This is a genomic window from Chitinophaga agrisoli (assembly GCF_008386695.1).
GTDB lineage: Bacteria > Bacteroidota > Bacteroidia > Chitinophagales > Chitinophagaceae > Chitinophaga > Chitinophaga agrisoli.
In genome coordinates this window covers 3048290-3066232 of sequence record NZ_VUOC01000004.1, presented here as the reverse complement: position 1 = coordinate 3066232, position 17943 = coordinate 3048290, and the positions used below count along the sequence as shown (strand labels likewise).

The 17943-nt window shown below is 48.6% G+C and carries 14 protein-coding genes; 11 read left to right on the top strand and 3 right to left on the bottom strand.

The features are described from left to right. The first annotated feature begins 11 nt into the window (after nt 1–11). Together F0L74_RS31200 and F0L74_RS31195 are read left to right on the top strand one after the other, a co-directional pair. Nucleotides 12–1475, top strand: coding sequence for a SusD/RagB family nutrient-binding outer membrane lipoprotein (locus F0L74_RS31200; RefSeq protein ID WP_149841796.1), 1464 nt, complete (start codon nt 12–14; stop codon nt 1473–1475). Between the two features lie 18 nt (nt 1476–1493). After that, nucleotides 1494–2738, top strand: a complete 1245-nt coding sequence (locus F0L74_RS31195; RefSeq protein ID WP_149841795.1) for an alkaline phosphatase family protein — start codon at nt 1494–1496, stop codon at nt 2736–2738. A 25-nt stretch (nt 2739–2763) separates the two neighbouring features. Here F0L74_RS31195 and F0L74_RS31190 read toward each other — a convergent pair whose 3' ends face one another. Beyond that, nucleotides 2764–3696, bottom strand: coding sequence for a TIGR01777 family oxidoreductase (locus F0L74_RS31190; protein WP_149841794.1), 933 nt, complete (start codon nt 3694–3696; stop codon nt 2764–2766). A 283-nt stretch (nt 3697–3979) separates the two neighbouring features. Between F0L74_RS31190 and F0L74_RS31185 the strand changes: the two genes are divergently transcribed. The 5 genes from F0L74_RS31185 to F0L74_RS31165 all read left to right on the top strand — a co-directional run bounded on the left by F0L74_RS31185 (nt 3980) and on the right by F0L74_RS31165 (nt 9961). Beyond that, the gene (locus tag F0L74_RS31185) at nt 3980–5437 is read left to right on the top strand and encodes a hypothetical protein (RefSeq protein WP_149841793.1); all 1458 of its coding nucleotides are present in this window, start codon (nt 3980–3982) and stop codon (nt 5435–5437) included. A gap of 15 nt (nt 5438–5452) precedes the next feature. Further along, the gene (locus F0L74_RS31180; RefSeq protein ID WP_149841792.1) at nt 5453–6430 is read left to right on the top strand and encodes a DUF6427 family protein; all 978 of its coding nucleotides are present in this window, start codon (nt 5453–5455) and stop codon (nt 6428–6430) included. A 190-nt stretch (nt 6431–6620) separates the two neighbouring features. After that, a complete protein-coding gene (gene purQ / locus F0L74_RS31175) occupies nt 6621–7313 on the top strand; it encodes a phosphoribosylformylglycinamidine synthase subunit PurQ (RefSeq protein ID WP_149841791.1) in 693 nt (230 codons plus the stop codon). A 27-nt stretch (nt 7314–7340) separates the two neighbouring features. Continuing rightward, entirely contained in the window at nt 7341–7796 is a 456-nt protein-coding gene (locus tag F0L74_RS31170; RefSeq protein ID WP_149841790.1) for a protein-disulfide reductase DsbD domain-containing protein, read from the top strand. Between the two features lie 155 nt (nt 7797–7951). After that, entirely contained in the window at nt 7952–9961 is a 2010-nt protein-coding gene (locus tag F0L74_RS31165) for a protein-disulfide reductase DsbD family protein (protein WP_149841789.1), read from the top strand. 167 nt (nt 9962–10128) lie between these two features. On the opposite strand, the gene hisS is transcribed toward F0L74_RS31165, so the two are convergent. After that, nucleotides 10129–11490 carry a histidine--tRNA ligase gene (gene hisS / locus F0L74_RS31160; RefSeq protein ID WP_188316243.1) on the bottom strand — a complete coding sequence of 454 codons (1362 nt, stop codon included), beginning with the start codon at nt 11488–11490 and terminating at the stop codon, nt 10129–10131. Nucleotides 11491–11564: 74 nt separating this feature from the next. Beyond that, the gene (locus tag F0L74_RS31155) at nt 11565–12008 is read right to left on the bottom strand and encodes a low molecular weight protein-tyrosine-phosphatase (protein ID WP_149841787.1); all 444 of its coding nucleotides are present in this window, start codon (nt 12006–12008) and stop codon (nt 11565–11567) included. A gap of 715 nt (nt 12009–12723) precedes the next feature. Here F0L74_RS31155 and F0L74_RS31150 point away from each other — a divergent pair. From F0L74_RS31150 to F0L74_RS31135, 4 genes are all read left to right on the top strand, one after another. Continuing rightward, nucleotides 12724–13638: a substrate-binding domain-containing protein gene (locus tag F0L74_RS31150; RefSeq protein ID WP_149841786.1), complete on the top strand. Its 915-nt coding sequence runs from the start codon at nt 12724–12726 to the stop codon at nt 13636–13638. A gap of 44 nt (nt 13639–13682) precedes the next feature. After that, on the top strand, nt 13683–15410 hold the full coding sequence (locus tag F0L74_RS31145) for a tetratricopeptide repeat protein (protein WP_149841785.1): 1728 nt from the start codon (nt 13683–13685) through the stop codon (nt 15408–15410). Between the two features lie 158 nt (nt 15411–15568). Then, nucleotides 15569–17314, top strand: coding sequence for a tetratricopeptide repeat protein (locus F0L74_RS31140; RefSeq protein ID WP_149841784.1), 1746 nt, complete (start codon nt 15569–15571; stop codon nt 17312–17314). Nucleotides 17315–17522: 208 nt separating this feature from the next. Then, on the top strand, nt 17523–17918 hold the full coding sequence (locus F0L74_RS31135) for an NADH-quinone oxidoreductase subunit A (protein WP_149841783.1): 396 nt from the start codon (nt 17523–17525) through the stop codon (nt 17916–17918). The last annotated feature ends 25 nt before the right edge of the window (nt 17919–17943 follow it).

The following is a 17943-nucleotide window of genomic DNA, read 5'->3' as shown; positions in this document are numbered from 1 at the left end:
GCAAGTAATGTATGCGTAAGATATATGTAGTGATATACCTGCTGTTGTTTACCGCATTGGCCGGTTGCAAGAAGTTTGAAAAATTTCAGACAGATCCTAATAAACCCACCCTGGCCTCGCCAGACCTGGTGCTGACCAATATAGAAGTAGCAGCCTTTAAGGAGATCGACATCGCTTCCGCGCTGGCGTCCAGGCAAATGGCCTATACGGACGGGGTGGATAATAGCCAGTATTATGGCTGGCAACGCGCCGGTTTTGGCGACTATAATAACCTGCGGCAGGTAGTACAGATGGAAAACGAAGCTACCCGGGTCAATAAACCCGTGTATATGTCCCTGGGCAAATTCTTCCGCGCCTTCTTCATCATGCGCCTGACGCTTACCTTTGGCGATGTGCCTTACAGCGAAGCGCTGAAAGGCGGCAGCGATGAGAACTTCACGCCGGCCTATGATAAACAGGAAGACATTTTCCTGCAGGTGCTGGACCAGCTGAAAGCGGCCAACAATGAGCTGGACGAGACCGGCGCCAGCATACAGGGCGATGTGATCTTTGGCGGCAGCATCAAAAAATGGAAACAGCTCATCAACAGCTTTAGCCTGCGGGTGCTCATCACGCTCTCTCAGAAAGAAGGCAATACCAAACTGAATGTAAAACAGCGCTTCAGCGAGATCCTGAACAATCCCACACAGTATCCCCTGTTCACCGGTAACGGTGATAATGCCCAGCTGGTGTTTTATGACCTGCAGAACAACCGCTATCCTTACTTTAATAACAACGGCCTGCAGACCGCCTACTATATGGAAGAAACATTCGTGAACATGCTGAAAGGCCTGAAGGATCCACGTTTGTTCCGTATGGCGGATAAAGCGCCGGACCATACCAACCAGGCAGACGATGATTTTAATGCCTACGGCGGTATCATGGGCAGCGCTACCATCAACGAAAACTCCACCCGTGTAGCAGCCGGCGAAGCCTCCAAGATAGACGCCCGTTACTACCACGATCCCGTTAATGAGCCCAGCGTGTCCATGGGGTATGCAGAACTGCAGTTCATCCTGGCAGAAGCCGTGGTACGCGGCTGGATCAGCGGCAGCGCGGATGATTTTTATAAAAAAGGTATCCAGGCGTCCATGGAATTCTATAAAATTGCACCGGAAGGTATCACCGCTTACCTGGCGCAACCTGCGGTGCAGCTACCAAAAGGCGGGGAGCTCCAGGCCATTATCACCCAAAAGTATATAGGCAGCTTCCTCAACACCGGCTGGCTGTCCTTTTACGAGCAACGCCGCACCGGCTTCCCGGTATTCGACGTATCCGGCGGCGGGGTGCTGAACAACAAACAGATCCCCAAACGCTGGATGTACCCGGAAAATGAGTTTGACCTGAACCGTAATAATGTAACAGCCGCCATTGACCGGCAATTTCCCGCTGGCGACAACATTAACGGACAAATGTGGTTATTGATAAAGGAATAGCTATCTTAAAACAGCATTATGAAACAACTGAAGATCATCAGCTGCTTATTGTTATGTACCCTCTGCGGTATAACCCTGCATGCGCAGAAAGGCGCACGTAAAGCCGTATTCATTATTGTAGACGGCATACCCGCAGACGTAGAAGAAAAAGTACCCACCCCGCACCTGGATAGCATAGCTGCCGTGGGCGGTTATACCCGGGCCTATGTAGGCGGTGAAAAAGGCGGTTATTCCCAAACGCCCACTATCTCCGCCGTAGGCTATAACAGCCTGCTTACCGGCACCTGGGTAAACAAACATAACGTATGGGACAATGATATAAAAGCGCAGAATTATAACTACTGGAGCGTATTCCGCTATTTTAAACAGGCCTACCCGCAGAAAAAGACCGCCATTTTCTCTACCTGGCTGGATAACCGTACCAAGCTGGTAGGGGATAGCCTCCCACAAACGGGTTATGTGCAGATAGATCATCATGTGGATGGCCTGGAAATAGATACCGTACGCTACCCGCACGATAAAAACAGCTGGTACATACACCAGGTGGATGAGGAAGTGACCACCCAGGCAGACGCTTATCTCCGCACCAATGCCCCGGACCTTTCCTGGGTATACCTGGAGTACAGCGATGATATGGGCCACCGCTATGGCGACAGCGATAAGATGTACGATGCCGTTAAAATGGTAGACGACCAGGTAAGCCGCATCTGGAACGCCATTGAGTACCGCCGCAAACAATTTGGCGAGGACTGGTTGATCTTCATCACTACAGACCATGGACGGGATAGCCGCACCGGCAGGGGCCACGGCGGCCAGTCAGACCGGGAGCGCACCACCTGGATGGTGACCAACGCCAGGGACCTGAACAGCTATTTTAAGAACAACCCGCCCGGCATAGTGGATATCATGCCCAGCATAAGCCGCTTTATGCAGATCCCCATTCCCCTGGATAATGCACGGGAATTGGACGGTGTGCCATTGATAGGCAAGGTATCCCTGGCTCAGCCCCAGGCGCAGCTGGAGAACGGCCAGCTGCAATTGCAATGGAGAGCGCTGGAAAAGAAAGGCAACGTGAAGTTCTGGATAGCTACCACCAACAATTTCAAAGAAGGTGGCAAAGATGAGTATAGGCAAATGGGAGAGGCGCCCCTGGCGCAGGAAAAAGCCACTATAAATGTAGGTCAGCTACCCTCCGGCTTTTACAAGATAGTTTTTGAAGGCCCGGATAATATGGTGAACCGCTGGATAGTAAGTAAAAAGTAAAAGGTCAAAATCCGGCCTTTTATTTTTACTTTTTACTTTGAAACAGTTGTTCCATTGCTGCATTAATATCCGGATATGAGAACACGAACCCTGTATCCTGTATCTTTTTGGAAGATACCTGGCAGCTTTTCAGTACTTCCGTGCTCATCTCACCCAGGCCCAGTTTAAGGGCAAAAGCCGGCACATGGATGGTAATAAAGCTTTTACCCTTTACCACCCTGGCCATAGACAGTACCAGTTCCTTATGCGGTACCGGCGCAGGCGCCACCGCGTTAAAAGTACCGTCCAGGGCCGGGTTCACGATGGCATTAAAGTATAGCCGCACCAGGTCATGTATATGTATCCAGCTTACCCACTGCTCGCCGTTGCCCAATATGGTGGCAAACCCAAACTGCAATGGCTTTTGAAACTCCTTTAGCGCCCCGCCTTTGGTGCTGAGGGCCATCCCGGTACGGAAGATCACTACCTTTTTGCCCAGGCTTTCCATTTTCCGGACGCCCTCTTCCCAGGCTACACAGGTCTGCCCCAGGAAATCCGTTGCCGGCGGGTCTGTCTCCGTAAAGGCGCCGTTCCGGTTCTCGCCGTAAAAGCCGGTGCCGGAAGCGCTGATAAACTTCTTTACTTTATTGGGATGTTGCTGTAAGTTGTTGAATAGCAATTCAATACTTTGGGTCCTGCTGTCCACGATCTCCTTTTTAAAGGCGGCCGTCCACCGTTTGTCGGCCACATTGGCGCCGGCCAGGTGTACAATATAATCCGCCTCCTGTAAAGCATTGAGATCGATCGTTTGACGGCGTAGGTCCCACCCGGCGTAGGTTACCAGGCTGTTCGAAAGTGTTGTGTCTTCTTTATGAGGATGACGGCTGAGGATGATTACTTTGTAACCATGTTCTGTGAGCAGTTGTGTAAGCGCTTGTCCCACTAGCCCTGAGCCGCCGGTAATTAACACTGTATCCATCAGGCTAAAAACGGTTCGGTATAAAAGATATCTAAAAGTACAGAATTAAACCTAAACCGCCGGGTCTTTAAATCTGCTGGCTTTGATCTTTGTGAAACGCAAATTTTCGTGTAGGTTTGACTGTAAAATTTTCGCGGGGGGTAGACCCCCTGTCTACAACAATATAGACCGGATTTACGTTACCACAGTATTGTTGTGATTTGCTTTCAATATTTAAATATATTTAGTGATGCTATACCGAATTTCCTTGGTGGCCCTCTTGTTAATATGCAGTGGAACCCTGATGGCGCAGAAGGTTCTTTACTCAGAACCAGAGCGGGATGACTATAAAAGCACTGAATTTGAGATCATTGGCCGGGTATCAGGTAATATACTGGTATATAAAAGTGACCGTGGCGACAATGCCGTATCCGTTTATGATAATACCATGCAGCTAAAACAGCGGGTAAAGCTGGATTTCCTGCCCCGTAAGGTCATCAGCGTCGATTTTATCGCCTACCCCGGTAAAGTATTCATGATCTACCAGTTCCAGCGCAAAGACGCCGTTTACAGCGTGTGCGCCACCATGAACCCGGAGGGCGGGTTTGACCAGGCCCCCGTAGTAGTAGACTCCACCCGCATCGGCTTCTACTCCAAAGAGAATAAGGTATACTCCGTAGAGTATTCAGAAGATAAGAACCGGATCATGATCTATAAGATCAACCAGGATAAAGAGGACAACAACGTATTCTACACCTTTACCTACGATAGCTCCTTCAACTTCGTAAATAACAGCCGGCTTTCCCTCCCTATGGAGAAAAAGTCGTTCCTCAGCAATTTTAGCCTAACCAATGCCGGCGATCTCATATTTAATAAGCTGGAACGTACCAGCAACCGGGATTATATCGTAAATGCCCAGCTGGTCATGAAACGCTCCGCGGTAGACTCCTTTGAGCAAACCCCGCTGAAACTGCAGAACCAGTTGCTGGACGAAGTGAAGCTGAAACTGGATAACAACGCCCACCGCGCCCTGGTCACCGCTTTTTATTATAAACAGAAAAGAGGGAATGTGGAAGGCATGTACATCAGCAAATACGATTATGACCAGAAACAGGTACTTTTTGAAAAGCTGGCGCCCTTCTCCAATGACCTGAAGTCCAATGCTAAAGGAGAATCCTCCACCAACGCGGCCTTTAATGACTACTTTATCCGCAAGATCGTCAATACCAAGGATGGCGGCTTCCTGGTAACGGCGGAGTCTTTTTATACCACCTCCCGCTATCAACCCTGGAACCGCTGGAACTATATGTATGGCCCGTATGGCGGCATGTCGTACCCCTACTACTATTCCCCGTACTCCCCCTGGTATTACAATCCCTGGGGATGGAACAACTCACAGGGAAATCGTTACCATTATGATAATGTGGCCATCATGTCTTTTGGGGACGATGGCGAGCTGCAGTGGACCAATTTCGTACGGAAAAGCCAGTTCGATGATGGAGCCGATCTATACCTTTCCTATATGATGGTAAATATTGGCAGCGAGCTGCGTTTCCTTTACAATGAGCTGGACCGCAGAAACTATATGCTTACCGATAACAGTATCCAACCCGATGGGAAGATCAGCCGGTTGCCTACCCTCCGTAACCTGGACAAAGGCTTCACCTGGATGCCCCGGTATGGGAAGCAGATCAGCGGCCGTACCGTGTTGATTCCCTGCATCTATCGCAATTATATTTGCTTTGCAAAAGTTGACTTTTAATCACACCTTTGCACCGTGGTAAAATTTTTCCGCTCCGGCAATCCCCTAACGGTATTGCTGCTTTTATTATACACCTTACTGGTTAAGTTCTTCTACCTCCTGCATCCGTCTACCTATGTGGCAGACGGGTCAGAGGGGCTGTTATATGACCTCCTGGTCAACTGGTTGCAGATGCTGGTAGGCAAAAGCCCGCTTTTTTTTACCACGATGGCCATTATGATGCTGTTCCTGCAAACCTTGCTGCTGACCAGGATCATTAACCACCACCGCCTTTTCTCCAGGTCTACCTACCTGCCGGCCATGAGCTACCTGCTTTTTACCTCCTTATGGCAGGGCTGGAACGTATTTTCACCCGCTTTACTGGTCAATCTTATTATGTTATGGGTGCTGGCCAGTACCACGGAACTGTATACACGCACCTCTGCCAGGGATGTGGTGTTCAACATCGGCTTTGCCCTGGGCATTGCCGGTTTGTTCTATTTCCCGGCGATTGTATTCTGTGTGCTGCTGCTGATCAGCCTACTTATTATGCGGCCTTTCCGGCTGGCAGAGTGGATCATTGCCCTGCTGGGCCTTTTCTGCCCCCTGTACCTGTTGGGCACCTACCTGTTCCTCACAGACCATGTAGCCCTGTTGCGCAAGATCCCCCGCATAGGCGTAAGCATGCCTATCGTCCATGATTATAAGGTATGGGGCGCCCTTATAGGCAGCTTGTTCTTCTTCATATTGGGCTGGTTGCTGTTACAGCGCCCCCTGAAAAAGATGCTCATCCAGACCCGTAAGACCTGGGCGGTACAGATCGTATATGTGATAGTGGCTATACTGGTACCCTTCTTTAGTGTGCATTTTTCACCGGACTATTGGGTGCTGGCCATTCTGCCTATTTCTATGTTCGTAGGTAACGTATACTGGACCATTACCAATGAAACAGTGGCCAATATCATCCATTTTATCACCCTGGGGTACGTGATTGTGATGCAATACTTTAGTTAATGTATTAATGTGTAGAGCCGGCCCTAATCTATACAAGGTTGCTTTTCAATCAATTAGTATATTGGGATGGATGGCATATTGAAATATGCGAACGGCTCCCTAATTTTGCAATTTACTCGTATTATTGAACTATAAAGGTATACTGTCCGGGCACGGCTCCATATACCCATAAAAATCAAAAAAGTCTCACATGAAATTTGGCGTTGTCACCTTCCCTGGCTCTAATTGTGATCATGATATGATTGATTCCCTGCGTTACGACCTGGGACAAGAGGTTATTGAACTATGGCATAAGGATAAGGACCTGAGCGCTTTTACCACACAGGATTGCGTAGTATTACCCGGCGGATTTTCCTACGGTGATTACCTGCGCTGTGGCGCCATCGCCAGGTTTAGCCCGATGATGCAGAGTGTGATTGAGTTTGCCAATAAAGGCGGTCGTGTGATAGGCGTATGCAATGGCTTCCAGATCCTGTGCGAAGCCGGCCTGCTGCCGGGCGTGCTGCTGCGCAACCCTAACCAGCAATTTGTATGTAAAAATATCTACCTCAAAAGCGAAAATACCGCTACCGCCCTCACCAAAGACGTAATTGGCCGCCCGCTGATGATCCCCGTAGCCCATGGCGAAGGCCGTTACTATGCGGACGAGGCCACCCTGGACGCCCTGTTTAAGCAAAATCAGGTGTTGTTCCGTTATTGCGACGAATTCGGTAATATTGTGGACACTGCCAACCCTAACGGTGCCATCCGTAACATAGCAGGTATCTGTAATAAAGAAAAAAACGTTTTTGGCATGATGCCCCACCCAGAACGGGCAACCAGCCAGGCGCTGAATAACACGGACGGTCAGCTCATTTTTCAAAGCCTGATCGCCAATAATTAAAAACCAAACCAACCAACCATTTTAATTATGAAGAAGCTGTTGACTGCATTGATTTTGTTCGCTTTACCGGTTTTGGCCAGTGCGCAGATAGAGAACCCGGTAAAATGGAGCTTTGCCTCCAAAAAAGTCAATGACAAGACCTACGAATTACATATGACGGCCACTATAGATGCAGGCTGGCATCTGTATGCGCAGGAAGCCGGAGAAGGACCGGTACCTACTTCATTCAAATTCACGAAGAACCCACTGGTGGCGGCTTCGGGCAAGGTGAAGGAGGATGGTAAGCTCCACAAGGCTTTCGATAAAAACTTTGATTCCGAACTGAAGTACTACGAAAACCAGGTGAACTTCGTACAAACCGTTACCATCAAGGGTAAAGCCGCTACGAAAGTAAAAGGTTCCGTAGAATTCATGGTATGTGATGACCATCAGTGCCTGCCTCCCAAAGAGATTGAATTTGCAATAGCAGTAGGAGGGAAGTGAGGCCGCACTTCTATAGCAGATAGTTGGCAATGCGTAACCAGCCGTTGATCGTTCGTATGAGGGCATATTTGTACTCATACGAACGATCTGCCGCAGGTTATGCATTGCCTTTTTGTTTTATATCCATATCCAATTTATACTTACGAATCAGGAACATGAAGCAATTATTGGCATTAGTTATATATCTATGCATCAACGTTACCGCCGTGCATGCGCAGGATTCTGCCGCACAGGTGGTAAAATGGCAATACACCGCAGAATACAAAGGAGAAGGGGAATACGTGCTGCACCTGAAAGGCGCCATCGACAAGGGATGGCAGCTGTTTTCCACTACCATGAGCGAGGATAATCCCAACACCCGCGTGGTGCTGGATACCGCTAACGGTACCGCTGCCTCCATTGTGAGCGTAACAGAACAGGGAAAGCTCAACACCCGTAAGGAGCCACTCCTGGATAATATCGATATCAGCTATTTTGAAGACCAGGTAGAGCTGCTGGCTAGTGTAAAGCTGGCCCCCGGCGCCGGTAAATTAGCTGGTAGCATTAACTACATGGCCCTGAAAGGTGAAGAGGTAGTAGGCCCGGAAGAAGCTCAGTTTAAGTTTAATGTAGGGGCGGATGGCAGCCTGGTAAACGTGGCCGCCGGCCTGCAGGAGTCTGCAGATGCGGCGCAGTCCCTTAAACGCAGCAGCATTATACTGGATAACCCCGCCAATACCTGCGGCGGTACCGGTCAGGAGGGTAAAAAAAGCCTGTGGGGCATCTTTATACTGGGCCTGCTGGGCGGTTTTATCGCCCTGTTAACGCCTTGCGTATTTCCCATGATACCATTAACAGTATCTTTCTTTACCAAAAAATCAGACGGCAAGGGCAAAGCGGTCATGAATGCCAGCCTTTATGGCTTCTTTATTTTCCTGATCTATGTATTATTAAGCCTGCCCTTCCATTTCCTTACCTCGCTGAACCCGGAAATACTGAATAATATCTCCACGAACGTATGGCTGAACCTGGCGTTCTTCGTGATCTTCATCGTTTTTGCTATCTCCTTCTTTGGATATTTTGAAATTACCCTGCCCAGCGGCTTAGCCAGCAAGGTAGATGCTAAAACAAGCGTAGGCGGTATCATTGGTATCTTCTTTATGGCCCTTACGCTGGCGCTGGTGTCTTTTTCCTGTACTGGCCCTATCCTGGGCTCCCTGTTGGCAGGTTCCCTGTCATCAGACGGTGGGGCAATGCAACTTTCCGTGGGTATGGGCGGTTTTGGCCTGGCGCTCGCCTTGCCATTTGCCATTTTCGCTATGTTCCCCGGCTGGATGAGCTCTCTGCCCAAATCCGGCGGCTGGCTGACCACCGTAAAAGTAGTGCTGGGCTTCCTGGAAGTGGCCATGGCCATCAAGTTCCTGTCCAACGCAGACCTGGTAAAACACTGGGGTATCCTTAAAAGGGAAACATTCTTTGCCATCTGGATCATTGTAGGCATCTGTATGGTGCTCTACCTGTTTGGAAAGATCCGCTTTGCCCACGATGCGCCGCTTAAGAAGCTAAAACCGGGCCGGCTGATCTTTGCCCTGCTGGTGCTGGCCTTTACGCTGTACCTGGTGCCTGGCCTTACCAATACCAAATACGCTAACCGCTCCCTTATCAGCGGTTTCCCGCCCCCATTGACATATAGTATTTATGGAGAAGAGGCTGCCAAAGGCAAAGGCGTGGAGGCCAATGTGATAAACGACTATGAGAAAGCCCTGCAGCTGGCTAAGGAACAGAATAAACCCCTCCTGCTGGACTTTACCGGCTGGGCCTGCGTAAACTGCCGCAAAATGGAAGAGAATGTATGGCCTAAGGATGAGGTAAAGACCATCATTGAGGACGACTATATATTGGTGTCCCTGTATGTGGATGACCGCAAGCTGCTGCCGGAAGACGCCCGTTTCCTGTTCACCACCGGCAACGGCAACAAAAAGGAGATCAGGACCATTGGCGATAAGTTTGCCACCATGCAAACAGAGAACTTTGCCAATAACTCCCAGCCTTTCTATGTGCTCATTAGCCCGGATGAGAAACTGCTCACCCGCCCCGTGGGTTATACCCCGGATGCAAAAGCTTATGCCAACTGGCTAAAATGCGGCCTGGATGCCTTTAAAAGCGAAGGTTTAAGTAACAGATAAATCGGTATCTTTAAATAAATAAAGGGGCGACCTGAAAGTTATTATACTTTAAGGTCGCCCCTTTCTGACATTATATTAACCCTGTTTGCTAAACGTTTACCTTGCTTTCTCTTAGGTCATAGCTAGCTTTATCGTTGCTCCGGGCATTATCGTTAAAATACCATTACTTATGACACCAGGCAGTAGAAATAGCCTAACAGATCATCCATGGCTACTTTGTCCTGCTGTCCCGTTTGCAGGTTTTTAGCACTCACATTATTTTCCTGCAGCTCGCTTTCGCCAATGATCACTACATAGGGAATACCGCGTTTATCGGCGTACTTCATCTGTTTGTCCATCTTGGCCGGCTCATGGTACAGTTCCGCGCTAATACCCTGCTCCCGTAGCTGCATCACATGTTTAAACGCCACTGGCATAGATGCTTCGCCCATGTTCAGGAACAGTATTTTGGTGGATTGTTGCGCCGTGGCAGGGAACAGCTGCAGTTCTTCCAGCACATCGTAGATCCGGTCTACCCCAAAGGAGATGCCTACGCCAGACAGGCCCGGCAGGCCAAACAGGCCGGTCAGGTCATCATAACGGCCGCCGCCGCCAATACTGCCCATCTTTACGGAGGCAGGGCCCTTGGCTTCCACGATCATCCCGGTATAGTAATTAAGGCCACGGGCCAGGGTCACATCTACGATAGGAGGGGAGTTGAAATTAGCCAGCCCGCTGTTCAGTACATAAGAAAGTTCTTCGATACCCTTTTGGGCAACCGGAGAGCTTTGCAATAACACCTGCAACTGCTGTAATTTCTCCTGGTTGTTGCCTTGTATCTGTAAAAAGCTGTTGACTATGTCCACATCTTGTTGGCTGAGTCCGCGATCCAGCAGTTCCTGCTGCACGCCCTGCAAACCAATTTTATCTAATTTATCGATAGAAATGGTGATGTCTGTCAGTAGTTCTGGTTTACCAATTAATTCCGCCAGACCGCTCAGTATTTTGCGATTGTTCACCCGTACTTCATAGCCTTGCATACCCAGCTTACTGAACACGCGGTCGTAGATCAGCAGCAGCTCCACTTCATTCAGCAATGAGTTGCTGCCAACCACATCTGCATCACACTGGTAAAACTCACGGTAGCGGCCTTTTTGCGGCTTATCTGCCCGCCACACCGGCTGCATCTGGTAACGTTTAAAGGGCAGCGCCAGCTCATGCTGGTTCATCACCACATAACGGGCAAAAGGTATGGTAAGATCATAGCGCAGGGCTTTCTCGCACAGCAGGGTAGCCAGTTCCCGGCTGTCTTTGGCCTGTTGCGCACGGCCTAGTATATCGCCGTTGTCCAGTATTTTAAAGATGAGTTTATCGCCTTCCTCTCCGTACTTACCGGTAAGCGTGCTCAGATTCTCCATAGATGGCGTTTCCAGCGGCTGAAAGCCAAACAGCTCAAATGTTTCGCGGATGGTCTGGAAAATATACTGCCGTTTCTTTACCACTGCCGGTCCAAAATCACGCGTACCCTTGGGGATGCTGGGTTTGATCATCAGTTATTGATAGTTAATAGTTAGTAATTAGTAGCTTCTTATTAAAATATAAACGTTGTGCGCTTTAGCTGGGATCAATGCGCCAGCTCTTTGCGGATCACTCTTTCACACGCTTCATGGATCATATTATATACCGGTTCAAACAGCGCATCATCATACCACGGATCCGGTACTTCCCGCTGTCCGTCCAGCAGCAGCTGCACCTTTTGCTGATCTGCGTCTGTACGCGCTTTACGCAGCACATTGCGGTAATTGTCCAGGTCCATCACAAAGATCCTGTCAAAATTGTCAAAATCAGCTGTGCCGAATTGCCGGCCTCTTAGCCCGGAAATATCGATCCCATGGCGCTTTGCCACTTTTATGGAACGATGGTCCGGCGGGTCGCCTACATGCCAGTTGCCAGTGCCGGCAGAATCTATTGTCCAGTTTAATCCCTTTTCCTGCGCCAGGTGCCGCAGCACGCCCTCAGCAAGAGGGGAGCGGCATATATTACCCAGGCATACCATTAAAACCTTCATACGATAAATTGATCCCGGTTTGGCCGGGAACGCAAACCTACAATCTTTTAAGGGAAAGTACATAATATGGAAAATAGCCATGCGCTGCATCTATTTATACGAGCGCCCTTGCTACGGAAAAGCCTTAACAAGGGTTTAACATATACGCAGCGTGTGTCATACGGCTACGGTATGGCACACGTTTTTCTAAGCCATCATACAGGCATATGGCCAGATAATTGACATTATTGATTTTAATTATACTATTATTGCAATCCTGGTATTTACAATGCCAGTAAAGGTTGCAAGAGGCGGCCGGTAAGTGTCAAACAACACCGTGTTTGCGCGGAGCCGGTAGCACACGCCGTTTGAGCGCGTATCTGTTAAAGTTTTTAACAATCTTCTTAGGAAGGGTATGCGAGATTAAAAAAATATTTTTTGTATACTTGTAACTTTACTAACATGCTAATGCAACAGGAAAGATCTAGTAAAAGGCGGATTCAGGCATCCTACCGCCCATTGGGGGAATTGATCAGGGGAATATTTTTTCTGCTCTTTGGACTATTTATATTCTTTGCTGAAAAACTGGGTTTAGGCAACTTCCGCATGGACCCTTTAGTAATGAATATCTTTGGCACTATACTGGTAGCGTACGGATTATTTCGTGTATACAGGGGCGTTAAGTATCTATTTTTTGACAAAGGAACAGAAGAGAACTAACCAGAAAAGCTAGACTATGTTTTTGCAAACAATAAAGCATAAGGCTTTGCTGGCAGTGGCGGCGGCCTCCCTGATGACAGCCTGTGATACCGGCGCCGGTAAACAGCCTATGGATACGCCTACATCCGGCACTGTACATATCAGTGTGGATGAAACATACGAACCGCTGATAGAAGCTGAACTGAAAGTATTCCATTCACTGTATCCGAAAACAAATGTTATCGCGGAATACAAACCGGAAGCGGAATGCATAAAAGATCTTTTAAATGATAGCGCGCGCCTCGTCATCGTAACGCGCGAATTGAACGATAAGGAAAAAGCATATTTCAAAGAGTTGAAAATATCTCCGCAAAGTATGCTGCTCGCCTGGGACGCACTGGCCCTTGTTGTCAACCATGAGAACCCGGACTCTATCCTTACTATGGAGCAGGTACGCAAGATCATGGACGGTTCAGATACTGAACGTAAATGGCAGCTGGTGTTTGATAACGAGAATTCCAGCACCGTAAGGTTCATACGTGATTCTATCAACAAAGGCAAGCCTTTACCAACTAACACCATGGCGGCCAAGACCAACCCGGAAGTGGTAGATTACGTAACAAAGAATAAAGAAGCTATTGGCGTGATCGGCGTAAACTGGATCTCTGATCCTAATGATTCCACGACTATTGATTTCACCAATAAAGTGAGCGTGGTAAAAGTACGTGCCGATTATGGTTCGGAATTTGTAATGCCCTACCAGGCATATATTGCTACCGGATCTTACCAGATGAAGCGCGGTTGCTTCTTCGTGCTGCGGGAACCATACCGGGGGCTGGGCACGGGATTTGCCACCTTCCTGGGCAGCTATGAAGGCCAGTTAATTATCAAAAAATTTCGGTTATTCCCTGCAAGGATCAACGCCGTGTTCAGGGAAGCCAGCATTCAATAAAGTTTTAAACAACACACAACAACACAACTAAAACCAGATTGCTCATGAACAGACGGAAAAGCTTAATTGTAGCATTGCTGTGCGTCGCGGCAAATGGGGTAATGGCCCAATCTGTTGAAGATGGATTAAAAGACATTTACTACGGCAAATACAAATCTGCCAAAGAAACATTGGAAAAAGCTGCTGCCGCCAAACCGGACGACAGGGCTTATTATTACCTTGGTATCGCTGAACTGGGACTGGAAAACAAAGACGGCGCTGCCGCTGCTTTCCAGAAAGGATTGACCGCTGTGCCTAACTCTCCTTTGTTACAGGTAGGTATGGGCCGTCTTGATCTGATCAACGGTAACGCCCCTGCTGCAAAACAGAAATTTGATGCAGCCAGCACCGCTACAGAAGGCCGCAATGGCGATGTAGCACGTGCAATTGCTGACGCTAACTCCTCCATTAAAGGCGGAGACCGCGGATATGCGCTGAGCGTTATGGAGAAACTCCTCAATAACGAAGGCCGTAAAAAGAAAGAACAGTACACCGCTATTCCCGCAGATTATATTGAGCTGGGCGATGCTTACCGTGTACTGGGTGGCGAAAACGGCGGTAAAGCCATCACCACTTACGAAAAAGCGCTGGAACTGGACCCTAACAATGCAGAAGCAGTATACAAACAAGGTCTGGTGAACTATAACGCCAAACTGCTGCAGGAAGCCGTGAACGACTGGACCAAAGCCGGCAACATGGACCCTAAATACGGTCCCGCTTTCTTCGAACTGTTCGAGTTCTATATCACGCCTAAAAAACAACAGCTCTCCTGGGATAACGCTGCTATCTACCTGCAGAAATACATGGAAGTAGCTGATCCTGCTGATAAGCTGAAGAACGAATACTACCTGGCTGCTATCTCTTTCTATAAGAAAGATTACGATGCAGCTATCAATAAAGCCAAGACCGTACTGCCCCAGGTAGCTGCTGCTGATAAAGGCAAATTCACCCGCTTAATGGCGGATGCTTACCTGCAGAAAGGCGACTCTATGACCGCTAAATCCACTATGGATGAGTATGTGAAAGGCGTTGGCGACAGCAAGCTGGAAGCCCTCGATTACAAACTGCTCAGCGAGATCTATGGCCGCGTTAAGATCACAGATAGCACACAGGCTGCCATCACTGACTCCCTGGCTTCCCTGTACCTGGAAAGATACGCTAACCTGGATACCACCAAGGATGTAGACCACTACCGCGAAGTAGCAGAGAAATTCAAAAGCCTGCGTGATTATGCCCGTTCTGCTGAATGGTATGGCAAGCTCACCACAGATTTCCCCGATGATGTGAACACCGGCAAGATCCAGGATTACTTCTGGAAAGGCACCATGGAGATCTACGCTAATAATCCTACCGCAGCAGATTCTACCTTCGGCACTTTCGTAGCCAAATATCCTACCCAGGAAGCCCTGGGCCTGTATTGGAGAGGCCGCGCCAATATGCTGAACGACAAGGAAGCAAAAGAAGGCAGCGCAGTACCGTACTTCCAGAAATTCTTCGAAGTAGGCGGCGAATCCAAAATGAAAGGAAATCAGTTAATGTACCCTTATCAATATATGATGATCTATTATTATAATAAGGAAGATAAGGACAACCTGAAGACCTGGATGGACAAAGTGTTGGCATTAAACCCTAACGATCCTGCCGCCAAGCAGATCCAGGAGAACATTGCCAGCACCGCTAAACCTGCCAAAGCAGGCGCAAAACCCGCTTCCAATGGCGGTAATAAGAAATAATAACTAGCTGTTAGCTAATAAATTACCACTAAAAAGGGGTGCGCCATAAGCGCACCCCTTTTTAACGTTTTAATAGTGCAGGTTCAGCCCGATTTTTGTTATATTACAGTAAGTGTAAAGAAAGGGACAAACTGGTTATACTCAAAAATCAGAACAGCATGAGACAGAAAATTATCATTGCAGCATTACTGCTGTGCACAGCTAATAGCATAATGGCCCAATCCGTAGAGGATGGAATAAAGGATTTGTACTACGACAAATACGAATCTGCCAAACAAACATTCACTAAGATCACAGCCTCCAAACCGGACGACAGGGCCTATTATTACCTGGGCATGGCGGAACTGGGACTGGAAAACAAGGATGGCGCTGCAGCGGCCTTTCAGAAAGGACTGCAGGCCGTGCCCAATTCTCCCTTACTACAAGTGGGTATGGGCCGCATAGATCTGTTGAACGGAAATGCTGCTGCGGCCAAACAGAAATTTGAAGCCGCCAATACGGCCACAGAAGGCCGTAATGGAGATGTGGCGCGCGCTATCGCAGATGCCCAGGAGATCAAAGGCGGCGACCGTGGTTATGCAATTAGCGTAATGGAAAAATTATTGAACAATGAAGGCCGTAAAAAGAAAGACCAGTATACGGCCACCGCGGCGGACTACATTGAGCTGGGCGACGCGTACCGTTTAGTAGGCGGGGAGAACGGCGGTAAAGCCCTCACCACCTATGATAAGGCCCTGGAACTGGAGCCCAACCGGGCAGAAGCCGTTACCAAAGAGGGATTGGTGAACTATAACGCCAAACTCCTCCAGGAAGCGGTGAACGACTGGACAAAGGCCACCACCATGGACCCTAACTATGGCCCCGCGTACTACGAGCTGTACCAGTTCTATATTACGCCTACCAAAGCCCAGCTTTCACTGGAAAATGCCGCCAAATACCTCCAGAAGTATATTGATGTAGTAGGCGCTGGCGCCGGTAAGCTGGAGAACGAATACAACCTGGCTGCCATTTCTTTCTACAAAAAGGATTATGATGCCGCCATCAACAAAGCTAAAAGCGTGCTGCCCCAGGCTACTCCGGCCTATAAAGGCAAGTTCACCCGCCTGATGGCGGATGCCTACCTGCAGAAAGGCGACTCCATGAATGCAAAAACATCCATGGACGAGTATGTGAAAACAGTAGGGGACAGCGCCCTGGAAATAAATGACTACAAGCTGCTGAGCGCCATCTATAGCCGCTTAAAGGCGCCGGATTCCACCCAGCAGGTTGCCCTTAACCAGCAGTCCCTGGGTTACCTGGAGAAATATGCGGAAGCGGATACCACCAAAGATGTGGCCCGTTACGAAGATGTGGCCAAGGCCTACATCAATGCAGAAGCTTTTGATAAAGCCGCTGACTGGTATAAACGCATAATTACCTTGAAAACACAGCTCAAGGATTCAGCAAACGCAGTGGATTACTACAATGTAGGTCAGAACTACTTCCGCGCGGCCGGTAGCACTACGCCGCCGGATAGCATTATGCTTAACAAGGCAGATAGCGCCTTTGGCCTGCTGGCGGAGAAGTTCCCAGATATCACCACCGGTTACTACTGGCGGGGCTCCGTGAACGCCGTAAAGGATGCCCAGGCTAAAACAGGCGCCGCGCTGCCTTATTATGAAAAGTACATTTCCATGGCAGAGAGCGACGCGGAAAAGAATAAAGTAGGCCTTATTAAAGCCTACACCTATGTAATGGTGTATTATTACAACAAGGAAGACAAGACCAACCTGGATAAATACATGGGTAAACTGCTGGCCCTGGATCCTACCAGTGAAGCTGCCAAACAGATCAAAGAAAACCTGTCAAACTCCAGTAAAGCAGCCACCAAAGCTGCTCAGAACGGTAAAAAAGCACAAAAATAAAACAGTAGCTGGCCCGGCTGTTCCCGCTCCAGTGGCTAACAGCTAACCGCTAAAAGCTAATGGCTTCCGAAGAAACCCCGGCATCCCGCCGGGGTTTCTTCGTTTCCGTTTGGTAAAAAAAGATAATATTTTAGCCGTTCATAGATTTGTATTTTGCCGTTTGTTGCAGTATTTTTGCACATTCGGAGAACGTTTTATTGGGAAGCTTATGTTTTTAGACACTGAACTTTTGTCAGCAACCACCACTCCTTTTAGTTATTTTCCTATCGTATTACAGCTCGTCGCTGCAGTAGGTTTTGTCGGCGTTACCATGGTGGCAACGCACTTCCTGGGGCCAAAAAGGAAAACCAGCGACAAACTTGTTAACTTTGAAAGCGGGATAGAACAGATCGGGAATGCCAGGCAGCCCGTTGCGATCAAGTACTTTCTGACTGCCATTTTGTTCGTTTTGTTTGATGTGGAAGTGATCTTCTTCTATCCGTACGCGGTGAATTTCAAGGAACTGGGTTGGGATGGTTTCTTTGCCATGCTGATGTTTGTAGCGTTTTTTATGGGCGGTTTTATCTACATAATCAAAAAAGGCGCCCTCAAGTGGGAGGACTAATGTGAATGTACGGGTGTGCGCATGC